This is a genomic window from Actinoallomurus purpureus, from assembly GCF_024055795.1.
Lineage (GTDB): Bacteria > Actinomycetota > Actinomycetes > Streptosporangiales > Streptosporangiaceae > Actinoallomurus > Actinoallomurus purpureus.
Window position 1 is genome coordinate 338,761 of the sequence record NZ_JAMXMY010000005.1, and the last position, 18,580, is coordinate 357,340.

Below are 18,580 nucleotides of genomic sequence, written 5' to 3' on the forward strand. Positions count from 1 at the left end.
ATCGCGGGCCAGGATCAGCCCATGCGGAACGAGCGCATCCGGAACGCGGGGACCTTCGCGACCTTGGCATGCGCCTTGTAACGCCTGCTCGACTTCTTGCCCGTGCAACCTTTGCCCGCGTGCATGGAGACGATGCCGCGGCTGCCGGTGTACAACGACCGGACCGTGATGTAGTCCCCGAGGGTGATGCAGGTCTGCTTCCGCTTCTTCGGCACAAGGAGCAGGTCGTAGCGGCCAATGAAGCCCTGGTTCGAGAAGAACGTATAGCAGTAGTACTTCGGAGAGCACAGGGTCTGCTGCGTCTGCTGTGAGCCCTCGTGGACGACCATGGGGATGACTCCGTTCCCCGGGCTTGTGGTCGAGGCGTGGCCAGGAGTGGCGAGCGCCGTGGTCAACATCGGGGCGATGATGAGGCCCGTGAGCGCGGCCTTGGCGACATTTCGCATTTTTCTCCTTGGCGCGCTGTGGAGGCGCCCGTCGCGGTCGAGATCCAGGCGACGCTAGGCGAGGCAAGATCACGGAAACAGGGTCCGCGGACCCGACTTTGATCGGGACCCGAGACCCAATCGCGACGCGGACTGAGCCGCATGCGCACGCCCGCGCAGGCGCCCGCGGTACCGGCCGAGGAGGATGGTGGTATGAACCGCCGTCCGCGGTGATGCGGATTCGACACCGGATCTTCGCCTCCGTTGAGCCGCTCGCTGCGCCCTTGACGGTAATCTCAGGACCCATGCAGCAGCCGCTCGCCTTCATCCCCAGCCCGTCCCAGGGCAGCATCCATCTGGGGCCCCTGCCCCTTCGCGGATACGCCTTGATGATCATCATCGGGGTGATCGTCGCCGTCTGGCTCGGGGAGCGGCGCTGGGTGGCCCGTGGCGGCGCGTCGGGGACGGTCGTCGACATCGCGGTCTGGGCAGTGCCGTTCGGCCTGGTCGGCGGGCGCCTCTACCACGTCATCACCGACCACCAGCTGTACTTCGGGCACGGACGCCATCCCATCGACGCGCTCAAGGTCTGGAACGGCGGGCTGGGCATCTGGGGAGCCATCGCCCTGGGCGCCTTCGGCGCCTATCTCGGCTGCCGTCGCCGAGGCATCGCGCTGCGCGTCTTCGCCGACGCCGCCGCCCCGGGCATCGCCCTGGCCCAGGCGATCGGACGCTGGGGCAACTGGTTCAACCAGGAGCTGTACGGCAGGCCCACGAAGCTGCCCTGGGCGGTCAAGATCGACGCCGCGCACCGACCGGCGAACACGCCTGACATCGCGACCTACCAGCCGACGTTCCTGTACGAATCGCTGTGGTGCATCGGGGTGGCCGTCCTGGTCATCTGGGCGGAGAAGCGCTTCCGGCTCGCCTACGGGCGGACGTTCGCCCTGTACGTCGCGGCCTACACCGTGGGCCGGGCCTGGATCGAGTGGCTGCGCGTCGATCCCGCCCACCACGTTCTGGGGCTGCGGCTCAACGACTGGACCTCGCTGGTCGTCTTCATCGGCGCGGTGGCCTACCTGTACCTCTACCGGGCCAAGACCGAGATCCCGCCGGGCGCGCTCGGCACGGCCTCCGACGCCACGGAAGAGCCGGCCGCGCCGGTCCAGGACGACGACGACGCGGCCACCGCGACGCCGGTGGAGGCGGACGACGGCACGGCCGCCGAGTCGGCAGAGCCGGACGGCGAGCCGGCGGATCCGAAGGACGACGAGCCGGCGGATCCGAAGGACGACGAGCCGGCGGATCCGGAGGACGGCGAGTCGGCCCAGCCGGAGGACGAGTCGGCGCCGGCGTCGGATGGCGCGGAGTCGGCGGCAGAGGCGGAGAACGCCGAGCCGGCCGACGGTGACCGGACCGAGGCCACGCCCGCCGTGGCGACGGACGAGCCGGCCCCCGAGAGTGGGGATTCGAAGGCACCGGAGCCGGAGCACTCCACGACGCCCGAGGACACCGAGACGCCCGAGGGGAAGGCATCCGACGCCGATGACGCAGAGCGTCCGAACGTGAACGGTGCCGCTCCGGAGGCTCCCGGCGACGAGGCGGCGTCCGATGCGACAGGCACCGCCACGTCCGAGAAGACCGACCCGGAGACGTCCGACGCATACGCCCCGGACGGCGACCGGTCTCGCCCGGCCAAGGGCGCCGCCGCCGAGCACCCGTCAAACAACGGCGAGTCCGATGCTCCGGCGGACAGCACGGACCGGCCGTCGGCGGCTCGCGGGGCGTGACCAACCGAACCATGGGCGGGGCGAGACGTCCGCGGGCACGTGGGGTCCGCCACAAACAGGGGGACAAAACGGGGCGGAGCGGCGATATGGACCTGTGGTCGCTGGAGGTTCGCTAAGCTCACGGCTCGTGAGCGAGATGGGTTACGAGGATGGCGAGCAGGGGCGGTCGGCGCGCGGACGTCGTGCCGCACAAGGCTCGGGCGGTGGTTCCAAGCGCAACCTCCTGATCATCGGTGGCGCTGCGGTGGCCGTGCTCGTCATCGTCGCCGTTGTCGCGGTCGTGGCGATGGGCGGTGGTGACGACAAGAAGCCGAAGGCCGCCGCCGCGGTGCGGGTGCTGCCCAAGGTGTACGTCAACACCCCGGCCAACCCCCAGGTGAAGAAGCTGGCCGACCGTGGCAAGGACAAGCGCCCGCTGAACAAGAGCGAGGTGTTCGGCGACGACGACAAGAGCGTCGCCCACGGCAAGTACACCTTCACGCTGGCGGGAGCGGACGTCGCCGGGGACTGCAAGGCAGTCACCTGGGGCCAGGAGCTCCAGACCGACCTGGACAAGTACGCGTGCACCCAGGTCGCCCGCGGTGCGTACGTCAGCAACGACAAGCAGTACGTCGGCCAGTTCCTGGCCTTGAACCTCGCGAGCCTGCAGGGCGCGGAGCAGGTCGTCCGTGACCTGGACCCGAACAGCGGCGCGGGGTTCGTCTCTCCGCTCACGGTCAAGGGCTCGACGAATTTCAGCGGCGGCTTCAGCGCGGCCTACAGCCAGTCGTTCGGCCACTATGTGGTCATCAGCTGGGTGGAGAAGGCCGGCGGAGCGCAGCCGCAGACGATGAACGAACTCCTGGACGCCAGTATCGCGATCGAGCGGGCCGACGACTTCGTCTGGGAACGACTCGTCCTCGCCGGTGAATAGGCGTTCAAATCGGCGGTCTCCGCCGTCCGCCGGCCAGAACGCCCCGCCGTCCGCCGCCGGAGACCCCGCGCAGGCCTCGCCGGGAGAGGGCGGGCCGCCCCCAGGCTGGGGGGCGCAGCAGCCTGGGGCGTGGAACGGCGGGCGGCCTCCCGAGTCGGAGGGACAGCGGCCTCCCGTGGGGAACGGCGCGCAGGCTCCCGGGTGGGACGGGCAGCAGCCCGCGGCGTGGAACGGCGGTCACCCGCTGGCGCAAAAGGCACAGCAGCCCCCGGCGTGGAACGATGGCCACCCGCCGGGCCAAGGGACGCAGCGGCCCGGGGCGTGGAACGGCGGGCGGCCTCCCCAGCCGGAGGGGCGGCAGCCCCCGGCGTGGAACGGCGCGCAGGCTCCCGGGTCGGACGCGCAGCAGCCCCCGGCGTGGAACGGCGGTCACCCGCCGGGCCAAGAGGCACAGCAGCCCGGGGCGTGGAACGGTGGCGCGCCGCCTCCAGACGGTGCCGACGACCCGAACGCCGACGCCGACCGCGACCCGGATGAGGCGCCGCGGAGAGCGCGTCCGTCCCTCCGGCTCCCCGCGATCAAGCTCCCGGCACGGCCCGTCCAGCACGAGAAGGGGCCGGGGGCCCTGCCCCCCGTGGCGTACTTCGCCGCGGCCGGGGTGGTGCTCATCGTCGCCCTCGTCGCCGTGGCCGGCCTGGTGGTGCTGCTGCACGACGACCCGAAGACGGCGAGCCCGCAGCCGGGCGCCGTGGCGGCCGGTGGGCCGCTTCCGTCGGTCTACTCCGCGGCCCCCTCCACGTCGGTCTTCGGTCCCATCGCCAAGCGCAGCGCCGACCCCAGTCCCCTGACCGAGAACGAGGTCTTCGACAAGAAGACGATCTCGGACGGTGACTCCAAGGCGTCGCTGAAGCTGACGGCGTCCAAGCTGGACGCCCGGTGCGCCGACGCCGTCTGGGGACAGGCGCTCGTCGGGCTCCTGCAGCAGTCGGGCTGCACCCAGGCGACGCGTGGGGTCTACACCGACAAGCGTTTCTCGGCCATGGTGGCGATCTTCAATGTGGCGGACTCCAGGGCCGCCGACAAACTGGTCGCGGCGGCCGATCCGGGGACCGGTGACGGGTTCGCGCGCCCGCTCGGCGACGAGGCGGCGTTCGGCCAGGGGTTCAGCACCGCGCGCGGGGTGGCGATGGGCCACTACGCGGTGATCACCTGGGTGCGGCGCACGGACGGCACGGGGAGTGAGACGGACCCGAAGCTGGTGTCGCTGCTCGTCACGCTCGGCCCGCCCCCCGCGATCGTCGCGCGCGTCGCCGACCAGGGCCAGAAGAAGTGAGGCTCTCTCCCCGCCTATCGGGCCGGTAGAAACAAGAGCCGAGGCCCTCTCGCCGCCGACCAGGCCGGTAGAACCGAGGCCGCTCCCCGCCCGCTCCCCGCCCGCTCCATGCCGGCCAGGCCAGAGGCGCCTGCTGCCCGCCCGGTCATCCGTCGGCCGGGTCAGGCGCCGTCGGCCGGGTCGGGGGTCAGAGGTCAGGCGCCGAGCGTCCGGCGTACCGCGTCGGGGAGGTCGTCGAGCCGGTGGGCGGGCAGGTCCAGCACCGTCGCGTCGCCGAGCCAGGGGGCGGCCTCCTGGATGCGGGCGCGCGCCTGGTTCTTGGTCAGGTCCCCGGTGGCGTGGCGGATGAGTCCCTCGCGCCAGGAGTTGGCGACCCTGCCGTGCGGCCGGTCGAGGATGTGACGGAGGACGGCTCCTGTTCCGCCGGGCGGTGCGACGCGGGACGCGACGATCTCGCCGGGCGCCGTCTTCAGGTGGTACACCGCCGACAGCACACCCTTCAGGGACCGGGGGAGCACCGCGGGCGTGAGCACCCGCACCCGCTCGGCCCGGGACGCGAGCAGCACGCGGGGCAGCAGGGCGTCGTACCCCGCCGGGAGCGCGATGACGACGTCGCCGGTCCGGCCGGCGTAGGGCTTGGCGAGCCACGTCGCCAGATGCACGCGCGGCGTGCCGGGCGCGAACCCCTTCGGCCATTCGCCGACCAGCAGGTCGGCGGGCTCGGCCACCGTCGGCTCGAGGGGCCGGTCCGGGGCCTCCAGCGCCTGCGGGCCCTGCGTGTAGATGCGGGTGCCCGCGGCGGCCGGGCCGAGGGCCTTCCACGTGCGGCTCGTGGGGCGTAGGACGTACAGGTCACTGGCCGAGCCGATCGCCGGCGCCCCGTGGTAGCGGTTGAAGTCCGGCCAGATCGCCTCGTACGCCAGGTGCAGTGGCCCGAGGGCCTCTTGCACCTTCAGCGCCAGCGCGGGGGTTCCCTCGCTGGCGCCGTACGCCACCAGCACCCGCCCGGCGTCGTGGTCGCGCAGCCCCTCCAGACCACGCCGGGTGAACAGCGTGACGCCGTCGGGGGTGTACGGCGGATCGGTGAAGACCAGGTCGCCCCATTCGCGCGCGCCGGGCGGCAGGCCCAGCCGCAGGTCGGCGAACCGGCAGCGGATCGGCAGGCCGCGCCGGTCGGCCTCCTCGCCGATGAACTCCAGGATGCGGTCGTCGATATCCACTACGGTGATCTCCACCCCGGGGTGGGTGAGCGCGACCGCCAGGGACGTGAGGTCGTGGTCGCCGACGCACAGCAGCCGCGCGGAGTCCAGCCAGAACCGGGCGCCGAGCAGCAGCGCCCGGCGTACGGCGGTGTCGGCGGTCGCGGCCACGTGGTCGAGCGCGGTACGGGCGCGGGGCGCCGCCGCGATGAGCGACTCCATCTCGGCGACGGCGCCGGCGTGCTCGGGCAGCAGGTGGGCGACGGGGTCGGCGAGGAGCAGCGGGGCGGCCAGGCGCCGGTAGGCGTCGATCCGGTCGGGGCGGATCCGCCCGTCCTGGAGATCGTCACCGAGCGCGGCCAGCAGCGCGTCGATCGCCCGGCGGGGTGCGGCGGTGGCACGGACGAGCGCGTCGGCGTCCCACGAACGATCATCGGTCAGCAGGGCGACGGCGTGGCGGAGGCGGCGGGCGCCGACGCCCTCCAGAAGTCGTACGGCCTCATCGGGCACCTGGCACATGGCGTCCAGCGTAGACGTGTCAGAATCCGGCCGAACGGGTGGGAACCACACCCTAGGCTTCTCGCATCCAAGAGGCGAGGTCGTCAGAGGAGAGCGCACTATGAGTTACCCGTACCCGCCCACCGGTCCCGGCGAGCAGCCCCCTGGAGGTCAGCCCGGCGGGTGGGGCGCGGCGCCCCCACCGGGCGGATACGGCCCGTCCGGTCCCGGCGAGCAGCCCCCTGGAGGTCAGCCCGGCGGGTGGGGCGCGGCGCCCCCACCGGGGGGATACGGCCCGTCCGGTCCCGGCTGGCAGCACCAGGAGACGATGGCGGGCGGTGTGCCGATGGGCCCGCCGCAGATGATGCCGCCACCTCCGATGGGCCCGATGGGTCAACCGCCCATGGGCCCGCTGCCGATGGGCCCGCCCCCGAAGAAGGGCAACGGCGCCGTGGTCTTCGCGGCGATCGCCACGGCGGTCGTCGTGGTCGGCGGCGTGCTCGGCGGCGCGTACTACGCCGCCTCGCGCGGCGGGAGCGGCGACAAGACGAGCGGCGCCACGCCGGCGGCGGTCGGGACGCCGGGAGCGGGGCAGACGGGAGCCGGACAGCCGGGCTCGGCGAGCGGTCAGTACAAGCCGGGTTACTACGACGCCACCAAGTCCTGGTCGCTGTGGAACAACCTGAACACCGCGTCGCAGGACTCCCGGCCGATGAGTCTGGAGGAGGTCTTCGGCGGCGCCGAGGCCAAGGCGCAGACCAACAACACCGACCACATCACGATGCAGCTGCAGGGCAACGGCCGGCTGGACACCGACTGCGCGAGCACGGTGTGGGGCTCGGGGCTGAAGACGGCGCTGCAGAGTTACGGCTGCACACAGGCGATCCGCGCCGCGTACGTCTCGTCTGACCAGCGCTGGATCGGCCAGCTGGTGATCTTCAACCTGCGGGACGTCAACGCCGCCAACACCCTGATCCAGGACATGGACCCGGAGGCGGGCAACAAGGGCTTCTTCCTGCCCGTGTCGGGCCCCTCGCCGGTGGACCGCTTCGGCAAGGGGAGCACCGGCGCGTCCGGTGGAGCGTACGGTCACTACGTCGTGATCGGCTGGGCGGGCAGCGCGAACGGCAGCGAGAGCAGCTCCGGAACGATCGCTCCGGGCTCACTCGTGGAGCGTGCGGGCAAGACGTTCCTGTTCAGCAGGAACTGACCGCGACAGCGCCGGTCCGGACCGGCCTCGACCGTCGCCCGGTCGCCCGGTCGGCCGGAGCCGACCGGGAACATCGGCGGAACTTCGGGTGACGGCGGGTCCTGCCGGCGGGGGTCTCCTCCGCCGGCTTCACCGCGTTAGAACATGCCACTTTGCCGGAACAATAAGGCGAAACGCCTGTTTCCTACAAGACGCGGAAGATTCACCAAGTTTCGCGATCACGCCGCGTCGGGGATGAATCAGACAGTGTTGTAATCTCTAGTCACCGCAGTGGGCCAACGTCGTCCCAGACTGCACTGATGAGGAGCGGAACGAGACGACGGGAGGGCTGATGGTGCCTGCTGCCATGATTCCGGGCCGGGGACGCCCAGCGCGTCAAGGTCTGTACGACCCCGCGGGTGAGCATGACGCCTGCGGCGTCGGCATGGTCGCCGACCTGAACGGCCGCAAGAGCCACGACATCGTCGTGAAGGCCCTGACCGTCCTACGCAACCTGGATCACCGCGGCGCCAAGGGCGCCGAGCCCGACGACGGCGACGGCGCCGGAATCCTCACCCAGCTGCCCGACGCCCTCTTCCGGGAGGTCACCGGGTTCGCGCTGCCCGAGGCCGGCGCCTACGCCGCGGGCATCGCGTTCCTGCCCACCGGCGAGGCGGAGCGGGCCGAGAGCGTCGCCGTGATCGAGCGGATCGCGGACGAGGAGGGGCTCACCGTCCTCGGCTGGCGTGAGCTTCCCCACGACGCGAACTTCTCCGGGCCGACGGCGCGCGCGGTCATGCCGCACTTCGCCCAGCTGTTCCTGAGCGCCCGCAGCGGCGCACGGGAGCTGGAGCTGGACCGCATCGTGTTCTGCGCCCGCGAGCGCATGGAGCAGGACACCAGGGTCTACTTCCCGAGCCTGTCCAGCCGCACGATCGTCTACAAGGGGATGCTGACCACCCCGCAGCTGGAGCCGTTCTTCCCGGACCTGTCCGACCGGCGCTACACCAGCGGCATCGCGCTGGTCCACTCGCGGTTCTCCACCAACACGTTCCCGGCGTGGGAGCTGGCCCACCCGTACCGCTTCATCGCGCACAACGGCGAGATCAACACGGTCAAGGGCAACCGGAACTGGATGCGGACCCGCGAGGCGCTGCTCAAGTCCGACGTGCTGCCGGGCGACCTGTCCCGGATCTTCCCGGTGATCGACATCGAGGCCAGCGACACGGCCTCCTTCGACGAGTGCCTGGAACTGCTCCACCTCGGCGGCCGGTCGCTGCCCCACTCGGTGCTCATGATGATCCCCGAGGCGTGGGAGAACCACACCGAGATGGACCCGGAGCGGCGGGCCTTCTACGAGTTCCATTCCACGCTGATGGAGGCCTGGGACGGCCCCGCCAGCGTCACCTTCACCGACGGCACCGTCGTCGGCGCGGTCCTGGACCGCAACGGCCTGCGCCCGGGCCGCTTCTGGGTCACCGACGACGGCTTCGTCGTGCTGGCCAGCGAGGCCGGCGTGCTCGACATCGAGCCGTCGAAGGTGATCCGCAAGGGCCGCCTGCAGCCCGGCAAGATCTTCCTGGTCGACACCGCACAGGGCCGGATCGTCGAGGACGACGAGATCAAGGCCGAGCTCGCCCGCGAGCACCCGTACGCCGAGTGGCTACGCGACGGCCTCGTGCGCTTCGGGGAGCTGCCCGAGCGCGAGCTGCGCGTCGTGGACGAGCTGCACGAGGGCGACCTGCCCTCCCACGAGACGCTGGTCAAGCGGCAGCAGGTCTTCGGCTACACCAACGAGGAACTCAAGCTCATCCTGGCGCCGATGGCGAATAACGGCGCCGAGCCGATCGGGTCCATGGGCACCGACACGCCGCTGGCCGCGCTGTCGGACCGCCCGCGACAGCTGTTCGACTACTTCAAGCAGCTGTTCGCGCAGGTCACCAACCCGCCGCTGGACGCCATCCGCGAGGAGCTGGTCACCAGCCTGCAGTCCACGCTCGGCCCGGAGGGCAACCTCCTGGAGCCCGGCCCGGACTCCTGCCGCCGGCTCGTGCTGCCCACGCCGATCCTCGACAACGAGGAACTCGCCAAGATCATCCACATCAACGACGACGGCGACCGGCCCGACTTCCAGCCGTACGTCGTCTCCGGTCTGTACGACGTGACCGGCGGGGGAGAGGCGCTCCGGCACCGCCTGGAGGAGATCTGCGCCGAGGTCTCGGCGGCGATCGGCGACGGCGCCCGCCTCCTCGTCCTGTCCGACCGCGGTGCCACCGCCGACAAGGCGCCGATCCCGTCGCTGCTGTTCACCGGCGCCGTCCACCACCACCTGATCCGGGAGAAGAGCCGCACGCGGGTCGGGCTGGTCGTCGAGACGGCCGACGCCCGCGAGTGCCACCACATGGCGCTGCTCATCGGGTACGGCGCCTCGGCCGTCAACCCGTACCTCGCCATCGAGACCGTCGAGGACCTGGTCGCCACCCGCGTCCTGGCCATCGACGAGACCAAGGCCGTCCGCAACCTGGTCAAGGCGTACAGCAAGGGCGTCCTCAAGGTCATGTCCAAGATGGGCGTGTCCACGGTCGCCTCCTACACCGGCGCGCAGATCTTCGAGGCGGTCGGGCTCGGCAAGGAGGTCATCGCCGAGTGCTTCACCGGCACGACCTCCCGCCTCGGCGGCATCGGCTTCGACGTGCTCGCCGAGGAGGTCGCGCAGCGTCACCACCGGGCGTTCCCGCCCGGCGGCAACGAGCTGGCGCACCGCACCCTCGAGGTCGGCGGGGAGTACCAGTGGCGGCGCGAGGGCGAGCCGCACCTGTTCAACCCCGAGACGGTCTTCAAGCTGCAGCACGCCACCCGCACCCGCCGGTACGAGATCTTCAAGGAGTACACGCGGCTCGTCGACGAGCAGGCGGCGCGGCTGATGACCCTGCGCGGCCTGTTCAAGCTGCGCGAGGGCGTACGCCCGCCGGTGCCCATCGAGGAGGTCGAGCCCGCCTCGGAGATCGTCAAGCGGTTCTCCACCGGCGCCATGTCGTACGGCTCGATCTCCGCCGAGGCCCACGAGACCCTCGCGATCGCGATGAACCGCCTCGGCGGCAAGTCCAACACCGGTGAGGGCGGCGAGGACCCCGAGCGGTTCACGCCCGACGCCAACGGCGACCTGCGCCGCTCGGCGATCAAGCAGGTGGCCTCCGGCCGGTTCGGCGTGACCTCGGAGTACCTCACCAACGCCGACGACCTGCAGATCAAGATGGCGCAGGGCGCCAAGCCGGGTGAGGGCGGGCAGCTGCCCGGCCACAAGGTGTACCCGTGGATCGCCAAGACCCGGCACTCCACGCCCGGCGTCGGCCTGATCTCCCCGCCGCCGCACCACGACATCTACTCGATCGAGGACCTCGCCCAGCTCATCCACGACCTGAAGAACGCCAACCCGGCGGCGCGCGTGCACGTCAAGCTCGTCGCCGAGGTCGGGGTCGGCACCGTGGCCGCCGGGGTGTCCAAGGCGCACGCCGACGTCGTCCTGATCTCCGGGCACGACGGCGGTACCGGCGCCTCGCCGCTCACCTCGATCAAGCACGCCGGCGCGCCCTGGGAGCTCGGCCTGGCCGAGACCCAGCAGACGCTGCTGCTCAACGGCCTGCGCGACCGCATCGTCGTGCAGACCGACGGGCAGATGAAGACCGGCCGCGACGTGGTCATCGCCGCGCTGCTCGGTGCCGAGGAGTACGGCTTCGCCACCGCGCCGCTCGTCGTCTCCGGCTGCGTGATGATGCGCGTCTGCCACCTTGACACCTGCCCGGTCGGCGTCGCCACCCAGAACCCGGAGCTGCGCAAGAAGTTCAGCGGCAAGCCGGAGTTCGTCGTGAACTTCTTCGAGTTCATCGCCGCGGAGGTCCGCGAGTATCTCGCCGCGCTCGGCTTCCGGTCCATCGAGGAGGCCATCGGACAGGTCGGCCTGATCGACACCGCCGAGGCCGTCGGTCACTGGAAGGCCGCCGGGCTCGACCTCTCGTCGATCCTGCACCGGCCCGACCTGCCGGACGGCGCGGCGCTGCGCCGCGTCACCGGCCAGGACCACGGCCTGGAGAAGGCGCTCGACAACACCCTGATCCAGCTCGCCGAAGGCGCCATCGCCTACGGCGACCCGGTGACCCTCGAGATGCCGATCCGCAACGTCAACCGCACCGTCGGCACCATGCTCGGCCACGAGGTGACCAAGAAGTGGGGCGGCGAGGGCCTGCCCGACAACACGATCGACGTCACCTTCACCGGGTCGGCCGGTAACTCGTTCGGCGCGTTCATGCCGCGCGGGATCACCCTCCGGCTCATCGGCGACGCCAACGACTACGTCGGCAAGGGCCTGTCCGGCGGGCGCATGACCGTACGCCCGCCCGCCGACGCGCCGTTCCGGGCCGAGGAACAGATCGTCGCCGGCAACGTCATGCTGTACGGCGCGACGTCCGGCGAGGCGTTCGTCCGCGGCGTCGTCGGGGAGCGGTTCTGCGTCCGCAACTCCGGCGCCACCGCCGTCGTCGAGGGCGTCGGCGACCACGGCTGCGAGTACATGACCGGCGGCCGGGCGGTCATCCTCGGCCCCACCGGCCGCAACTTCGCGGCCGGCATGTCCGGCGGCGTCGCCTACGTCCTGGACCTGCGGCACGAACGCCTCAACACCGAGATGGTCGACCTCGACCCGCTCGGCGACGACGACCGCGCCAACCTGCGGGACATCGTCGAACGTCACCACACCGAGACCGGATCGACGGTGGCCGCCGCCCTGCTCGCCGACTGGGACACCGCGGTCGGCCGCTTCGTCAAGGTCATGCCGCGCGACTACAAGAGAGTCCTGACCGCCCGCGCCGCCGCTGAGGCCGAGGGACGCGACGCCGACCAGGCCGTCATGGCCGCCGACCACGGGTGAAGGGGGAGACATGGCTGACCCGAAGGGGTTCATGACCCATCCGCGGGAGCTCCCGAACCGTCGCCCCGTCGACGTTCGGATCCGCGACTGGCGCGAGGTGTACGAGCACTTCCCGAAGGGCTCGCTGGAGAAGCAGGCGTCCCGCTGCATGGACTGCGGGATCCCGTTCTGCCACAACGGCTGCCCGCTCGGGAACCTCATCCCCGAGTGGAACGACCTCGTCCACCGCGACGAGTGGCGGGACGCGATCGAGCGGCTGCACGCCACCAACAACTTCCCGGAGTTCACCGGCCGGCTGTGCCCGGCGCCGTGCGAGTCCGCCTGCGTCCTGGGCATCAACTCCGACCCGGTGGCGATCAAGCGGGTCGAAGTAGAGATCATCGACCGGGCGTTCGCCGAGGGCTGGGTGACCCCGCAGCCGCCGGCCGTCAGGACCGGCAAGAAGGTCGCGGTGATCGGCTCCGGCCCCGCCGGCCTGGCCGCCGCCCAGCAGCTCACCCGCGCCGGCCACGACGTCGTGGTCTACGAGAGGGCCGACCGGCCCGGCGGGCTGCTGCGCTACGGCATCCCCGAGTTCAAGATGGAGAAGAAGCACGTCGACCGCCGCCTCGCCCAGATGAGCGCCGAGGGCACCGAGTTCCGCACCTCGGTGAACATCGGCGTCGACATCACCGCCGACGAACTGCGCGCCTCGTACGACGCCGTCGTCCTCGCCGGCGGCGCCACCGCCTGGCGCGACCTGAAGGTGCCCGGCCGCGAACTCGACGGGATCCACCAGGCGATGGAGTACCTCCCGCCGGCCAACAAGGTGCAGGAGGGCGACATCGCCGAGTCGCCGATCTCCGCCGAGGGCAAGCACGTCGTCGTCATCGGCGGCGGCGACACCGGCGCGGACTGCATCGGCACCGCCGTACGCCAGGGCGCGCTGTCGATCACCCAGCTGGAGATCATGCCGCGCCCGCCGGAGAACCGGCCCGGCGGCCAGCCGTGGCCGACCTACCCGATGCTGTTCAAGATGGAGTCGGCCCACGAGGAGCTGTACGACCTCGGCGGCGAGCGCGCGTACGCGGTCAACACGCTGGAGTTCGTCGGCGACGAGAACGGCCGGGTCACGGCGCTGCGCGTCGTCGACGTACGAGGCCCGGAGACCGGCTTCGAGTCGATCGCGGGCACCGAGCGGGAGATCCCGGCCCAGCTCGTCACCCTGGCCATGGGCTTCGTCGGGCCCGAGCGCGCCGGCCTGCTGGAGCAGCTCGGCGTCGAACTGGACCAGCGCGGCAACGTCGCCCGCGACGCCTCGTACACCACCTCGGTGGACGGCGTGTTCGTCGCCGGCGACATGGGCCGCGGCCAGTCGCTCATCGTGTGGGCGATCGCCGAGGGCCGCTCGGCGGCAGCGGCGGTCGACAAGTGGCTGACGGGCCACTCCGCCCTGCCCGTCGCCATCCCGCCCACCGCCCGCCCGCTGGTCTGAGTCGTCCCGTGGGGCGTGTCCCGACCGGGACGCGCCCCACAGCGCTACCTCGACCGTGGCGCGCCGACGCGGAGCCCGTTCGCACACAAAGTGGCTCCGCGATCTTCGCTTTCCTGCGAGAACGCGCCTCCAAGGGCGAGTTTGTGTGCGTGCGGACCCTGGCTTCGGCCGGCGACCGGCGTCTGGTGCCCAGGCGACTATGGCCTCAGGCGGCTGTCGGCGCGGACGATAGCGGGCGGATCGGCGCATAGGCGACGAGTGCGTGTGGGCAGTTGTGGCCGCTGCCGTGGGGAGCGCCGACGGCGTCCGCAATGCCGGTCCCAGCGTCGTGGTGCGAGGCCAAGTCGTACGGGAAGCTCGGTGAAGGCGCCTCCTCGTGAGGACGTTTGGGGCATTGCGTCGTGGACGGCCACCTTTGCCGAGCCTTATGCACCCCCGCCCGCCGTCGACAAGCGGCTGACGCTGCTCCCTGCCCGTCGCCCATCCCGCCCACCGCCCGCCTGAGCACAGCCGTACGGAGAGCGAGCATAGGCACCGGCTGCGGCCGGCGCAGACCAGGGTCCGCGGCGTCGAGGCCATGCGTCGATGTCTCGGTGGGCTGAATCTGCGGCAGCTGTGGCATGGCGGACTCCTTGTCTGCGTTCCCGGTGCGGCTTCCCGGGTATGAACTGCCCGGTACGAGACGGCCGGGGGAGTCCCGACGTCCGCACGAACCGGAAGCGCAGTGGCGCCCTTCCGGGTCATGTAACCGTGCGGCATACGCCGGCCATCAAATCCCGGCCATCCGCCTCACAAAGAGCGGTCATAAGCGCGGACTTTGGCCGCACGCGCGCCTTTTGCCCGGCACCTTGGCGGCGCGGCGCGCGCCGCGAGGGCCTCAGCCGCACAGGACGCGCTGAACTTATAGCGGCCCTTGGAGTCGGCTATGACGAAGACGGAATCCACAGCCGGGCCAGGCGCTTTCGACGCATGTCAGCTCACGAACGAGGTGACGGCACAACGGACGCGGCACTGCCGCACTCCCGTTGCAGCCTCATTCCGATGCGAAGGACGACCTCATGAATTCTCTTGATCTGGCCGGACGCGTAGCCCTGGTGACCGGAGCGACCAGCGGCATCGGCGCCGCCACCGCGGCGCTGCTCGCCGAGCGAGGCGCGCACGTGCTGGTCGCGGGCCGGGACCAGGCCCGTGGCGAGACCGTGGTCGCCGCCATCCGCGACCGGGGCGGCAGGGCCGACTTCGCCGCCGCCGATCTGCGCGACGCGGAGTCGGTGCGGCAACTGGCGAGGGAGGCCGTCGACCTGGGTGGCGGCCGGGTGGACATCCTGGTCAACAACGCGGGCGTGTACCCGTTCGGCCCGACGCAGCAGACGCCGCAGAGCGATGTGGACGCCGTCTACGACCTGAACGTGAAGGCCCCGTTCCACCTGGTGGCGGCCCTCGCCCCGGCGATGGCCGAGCGCGGTCAGGGGGTGATCGTGAATGTCAGCACCATGGTCGCCGAGTACGGCGTCGCGGGTATGGCGCTGTACGGGTCGAGCAAGGCGGCGCTGAACCTGCTCACCAAGGCGTGGGCCGCCGAGTTCGGCCCACGCGGGGTGCGGGTCAACGCGGTGGAACCCGGCCCTACCCGTACCGAGAGCACCGTCGGCATGGGCGACGCCCTCGACGCCCTCGCCGCGCAGGCCCCGATCGGCCGCCCGGCCGCACCGGAGGAGATCGCCGAGGCGATCGCCTACCTGGTGAGTGACGCGGCGAGTTTCGTCCAGGGCGCGGTGCTGCCCGTGGACGGCGGCCGTACGGCCGTCTGACCTGCCCAGACCCCGCCGGGCGGCTGTCCGCCGACCGCTCTCGGCCGCAGGATCGGAACGAGGGCGCTCGGCGGGACACCGAATGGCCGCCTGAACGCCCGGCCGCCTCCCGCTCAGCGGTTGGCCGACCGGTCGAGTGCGGCGACGAACCGGCCGAGGTCGCGCCGTCTCGAATCGGCCGGCCACACCGCCCAGGTGCGCCGCACGAGCGGATGGCCGACCAGTGGTGACCACGTCACGTGGTCAGGCAACGGCTGCTGCCAGCCGGGCGGGGCCAGGGCGAAGGCGCGCCCGGCGCCGACGGCGGCCAGCTTCACGTCGGCGATCAGTTTCTGCCCCTCCGGGGCCTCGGGACCGAGGCCGAGGCCATGGCCGCGCAGGATCGCGGTCAGTTCGTCGTACCAGGTGGGGCTGGCGGAGCGCGGGAACCCGACCCACGGCAGGCCGGCGAGCGCGTCGAGCGCGATGCCGTCGGGGCCGACGAGTTCGGCGGCCTGCCTGGCCGCCAGCAGCACGCCGAGCCGTTCTCGTACGAGGAGCAGCGCGTCGAACTCCGGCCCCGACGGCCGCTCCCGCAAGAACCCGACGTCGAGCTCACCGGCTTGCAGAGCGGCCAGTTGCTCCGCTGTGGACAGGTGACGGGCCTGCACCCGGGTGTCCGGATGAGCCGCGGCCAGCTCCGCCAACGCCGGGTCGAGCAGTCCGGAGGGCAGTTCCAGCGGGATCCCGATCCGCAGGGCTCCGCCACCGGGGCCGGTGTACCGGCCCATCGCCCGTAGCGCCTGGTCGTGCCGCGCCAAGACCGCGCGGGCCTCCTCGAGGAGGGCCGTACCCGCCTCGGTGGCGCGCACGCCGGTGCTGCTGCGCACCAGGAGCTTCACACCGAGCTGCCGCTCGAGCCCGCTGACCGTCTGGGACAGCGCCGGCTGGCTCACGTGCAGCCGCCGCGCCGCCGCGGACAGCCCGCCCTCCTCCACCACCGCTACGAACGCCCGCAGCTCCCGCAACTCCATGACCCCATGCCATCACGCCCGTCCGACCGGTGTCACACTCCGCTGCCCAGCCCTATTGCCCTACATGCCTTCTCTGAACTAGTGAGACGTTCCCGTTTCGTCGTGTGAACTTACGGACACACTGAGTGATGGCAATGTTGCAGTCGATCACCGCGAGGGATGGGAAGCGGACCTCATCATCTGCGGGGAGCTATGACAACTCCCGTGCAGGGCCAGTCCGTTCGCATGTGATCGCGGTGCGCTATGACGGCCCCGTAAACAACACCTACGCAGAGGCGGTAACAGTCCTCATGGCACAGGAAGCCAGGATCGACGTCGAGCTGACGTGGAATCAGGCCGAGGAGAAGTCCTCGGCCGAGAAGGCGGCGGAGTTCGCCAACAATCTGCCGGCGGGGCCGTGGTTCGGCATCCCGACGGGCGTGGCGCGCGCCGGCGACCGGCAGCCGGAGCACACCTGGCCGCTGCGGTCCGCCCGACCGTACCGGCGGGAGGTGGCCGTCGGCGAGGCCGCGGTCTATCTCGCCGACGGCCACGACGAGCTGGAGCGTCCGTTCATCTTCGCGGACGGCTTCAACTACGGTCCTAGTGACCTGCCGGGGCTGTTCGCCCACTTCAACGCGCCCTACCCGGGCAGCGAGGTCGGCTTCCTCGACCGTCTGCTCGCTGCGGGCATCGACGTCATCCTGGTGGGCTTCGAGCAGCGGCACACCTACATCCAGGCCAACGCCGGCGTGGTGATCAGCGCCATCAACGAGGCCATCCAGCGGCGACGCGGCGACGCGCAGCTGATCGTCGGCGGGGTCAGCATGGGCGGCATGATCACCCGCTACGCCCTCGCCGAGATGGAAAAGCAGAACCAGGACCACCAGACCGAGATCTACCTTTCCTATGACACCCCGCACAAAGGCGCCTGGATCCCGCTGGTCCTCCAGCAGATGGCCTACTTCTTCGAGTCGCTGCCGACCGAGCCCGGCAAGGTCAAGAAGGCCGAGCTGATCAGGAGCCCCGCCGCGCAGCAACTGCTGTACGCATGGATCCCGGACGCGAAGTACGAAGGCCCCGTCGCCACCTCCAGCGAACTGCGCACGCAGTTCCTGAGTGAACTGCGCGAGCTCGGCCAGTTCCCGAAGCGACCCCGCAAGCTGGGCGTGGCCAACGGCACCGGCAACGGCACCGGCCGCGACCTGCCGCCCGGCGCGGAGGTGTTCAAGTACCAGGTACCGCTGGTCGTCTACGCCCAGGCGAACTTCCAGCCCGACGGCGGCGAGCGCAAGCCGATCGGTGAGATGCGGGCCGTCGGCCAGGTGCGACGGGGCTTCACCTCGTACGTCCCCGGCCTCGACGGCACGCCCGGCGGCACCCTCGACTCCTTCGGCGAGATCGCTAAGGAACTCGGGACCGACATCCCGGAGAGGTACAAGTTCAGCTGCTTCGTCCCCTCCGTAAGCGCGGTCGCGCTGGATTACGACCCGGCCAAGTGGGACGTCGACCCGTACGAGAATGTCGAGGCGGACGGTGAGAAAAGCGCGCTCGACGAGTTCAAGTGCGACAGCGAGAACACCATGCACAGTCAGGTGACCAAGCCACTGGTCGACTGGATCGTGGAGCGAATCGTCCACTGACACCAACCGCTTGGAACGTGCGGCCACTTCGGCGGGCTACCGCCCGGGTGGCCGCACTGCCCCTCCTCCAGTTGGCGAACCTGCGCGGCGAGGCGAGCGTTGCGGGCGTCGGCGGCCGGCAAGGTCGGCTTGGAGCGAGGCCCGGGAGACGGCCGGGCCCCGGCCGCGTGGGCGTGGACCTGGGCGAGCAGGTCACGGCCCAGTAGGCACGCAATGCCGGTCCTGGCACTGTGGTGCGAGGCCAAGCCGTACGGGAAGCTCGGTGAAGGCGCCTCCTCGTGGGGACGTTATGGGGCATTTCGTCGTCGACGATCACCTTTGCCGAGCACTATGCACACACCCCCGGCCATCGCCGACAAGGGGCTGACGGCCACCCCACCGTCCCGGCC

Annotated in this window: 11 protein-coding genes; 8 read left to right on the forward strand and 3 right to left on the reverse strand. The window is 71.2% G+C overall.

The features are described from left to right. Positions 1 to 14 precede the first annotated feature (14 nt). Positions 15 to 446, reverse strand: coding sequence for a hypothetical protein (locus NE236_RS13055; protein WP_252842179.1), 432 nt, complete (start codon positions 444 to 446; stop codon positions 15 to 17). Positions 447 to 730: 284 nt separating this feature from the next. Between NE236_RS13055 and lgt the strand changes: the two genes are divergently transcribed. The 3 genes from lgt to NE236_RS13070 all read left to right on the forward strand — a co-directional run bounded on the left by lgt (position 731) and on the right by NE236_RS13070 (position 4,461). Then, entirely contained in the window at positions 731 to 2,215 is a 1,485-nt protein-coding gene (gene lgt, locus NE236_RS13060; RefSeq protein WP_252842180.1) for a prolipoprotein diacylglyceryl transferase, read from the forward strand. Between the two features lie 127 nt (positions 2,216 to 2,342). Beyond that, on the forward strand, positions 2,343 to 3,128 hold the full coding sequence (locus NE236_RS13065; RefSeq protein WP_252842181.1) for a hypothetical protein: 786 nt from the start codon (positions 2,343 to 2,345) through the stop codon (positions 3,126 to 3,128). A gap of 175 nt (positions 3,129 to 3,303) precedes the next feature. Continuing rightward, the gene (locus tag NE236_RS13070) at positions 3,304 to 4,461 is read left to right on the forward strand and encodes a hypothetical protein (RefSeq protein ID WP_252842182.1); all 1,158 of its coding nucleotides are present in this window, start codon (positions 3,304 to 3,306) and stop codon (positions 4,459 to 4,461) included. A 194-nt stretch (positions 4,462 to 4,655) separates the two neighbouring features. Here NE236_RS13070 and NE236_RS13075 read toward each other — a convergent pair whose 3' ends face one another. Beyond that, positions 4,656 to 6,179, reverse strand: a complete 1,524-nt coding sequence (locus NE236_RS13075) for a bis-aminopropyl spermidine synthase family protein (RefSeq protein WP_252842183.1) — start codon at positions 6,177 to 6,179, stop codon at positions 4,656 to 4,658. 100 nt (positions 6,180 to 6,279) lie between these two features. Here NE236_RS13075 and NE236_RS13080 point away from each other — a divergent pair, with 100 nt between their 5' ends. The 4 genes from NE236_RS13080 to NE236_RS13095 all read left to right on the forward strand — a co-directional run bounded on the left by NE236_RS13080 (position 6,280) and on the right by NE236_RS13095 (position 15,556). Then, positions 6,280 to 7,368 (forward strand): hypothetical protein, encoded by a 1,089-nt coding sequence (locus NE236_RS13080; RefSeq protein WP_252842184.1) that lies wholly within the window; start codon positions 6,280 to 6,282, stop codon positions 7,366 to 7,368. 331 nt (positions 7,369 to 7,699) lie between these two features. Next, entirely contained in the window at positions 7,700 to 12,271 is a 4,572-nt protein-coding gene (gene gltB / locus NE236_RS13085; RefSeq protein WP_252842185.1) for a glutamate synthase large subunit, read from the forward strand. 10 nt (positions 12,272 to 12,281) lie between these two features. Beyond that, on the forward strand, positions 12,282 to 13,745 hold the full coding sequence (locus tag NE236_RS13090; RefSeq protein ID WP_252842186.1) for a glutamate synthase subunit beta: 1,464 nt from the start codon (positions 12,282 to 12,284) through the stop codon (positions 13,743 to 13,745). A 1,058-nt stretch (positions 13,746 to 14,803) separates the two neighbouring features. Next, the gene (locus NE236_RS13095) at positions 14,804 to 15,556 is read left to right on the forward strand and encodes an SDR family NAD(P)-dependent oxidoreductase (protein WP_252842187.1); all 753 of its coding nucleotides are present in this window, start codon (positions 14,804 to 14,806) and stop codon (positions 15,554 to 15,556) included. Between the two features lie 113 nt (positions 15,557 to 15,669). Here NE236_RS13095 and NE236_RS13100 read toward each other — a convergent pair whose 3' ends face one another. Then, positions 15,670 to 16,569 (reverse strand): LysR family transcriptional regulator, encoded by a 900-nt coding sequence (locus NE236_RS13100; RefSeq protein WP_252842188.1) that lies wholly within the window; start codon positions 16,567 to 16,569, stop codon positions 15,670 to 15,672. A 290-nt stretch (positions 16,570 to 16,859) separates the two neighbouring features. Between NE236_RS13100 and NE236_RS13105 the strand changes: the two genes are divergently transcribed. Further along, positions 16,860 to 18,191, forward strand: coding sequence for an alpha/beta hydrolase family protein (locus NE236_RS13105; RefSeq protein ID WP_252842189.1), 1,332 nt, complete (start codon positions 16,860 to 16,862; stop codon positions 18,189 to 18,191). The last annotated feature ends 389 nt before the right edge of the window (positions 18,192 to 18,580 follow it).

Bases quoted from the DNA above. Each gene is read 5' to 3' on its own strand.
- NE236_RS13055 (WP_252842179.1), bottom strand. From the start codon at position 446: ATGCGAAATGTCGCCAAGGCCGCGCTCACGGGCCTCATCATCGCCCCG.
- NE236_RS13105 (WP_252842189.1), top strand. From the start codon at position 16,860: ATGGCACAGGAAGCCAGGATCGACGTCGAGCTGACGTGGAATCAGGCC.
- lgt (WP_252842180.1), top strand. From the start codon at position 731: ATGCAGCAGCCGCTCGCCTTCATCCCCAGCCCGTCCCAGGGCAGCATC.
- NE236_RS13100 (WP_252842188.1), bottom strand. From the start codon at position 16,569: ATGGAGTTGCGGGAGCTGCGGGCGTTCGTAGCGGTGGTGGAGGAGGGC.
- NE236_RS13075 (WP_252842183.1), bottom strand. From the start codon at position 6,179: ATGTGCCAGGTGCCCGATGAGGCCGTACGACTTCTGGAGGGCGTCGGC.
- gltB (WP_252842185.1), top strand. From the start codon at position 7,700: ATGGTGCCTGCTGCCATGATTCCGGGCCGGGGACGCCCAGCGCGTCAA.
- NE236_RS13080 (WP_252842184.1), top strand. From the start codon at position 6,280: ATGAGTTACCCGTACCCGCCCACCGGTCCCGGCGAGCAGCCCCCTGGA.
- NE236_RS13095 (WP_252842187.1), top strand. From the start codon at position 14,804: ATGAATTCTCTTGATCTGGCCGGACGCGTAGCCCTGGTGACCGGAGCG.
- NE236_RS13090 (WP_252842186.1), top strand. From the start codon at position 12,282: ATGGCTGACCCGAAGGGGTTCATGACCCATCCGCGGGAGCTCCCGAAC.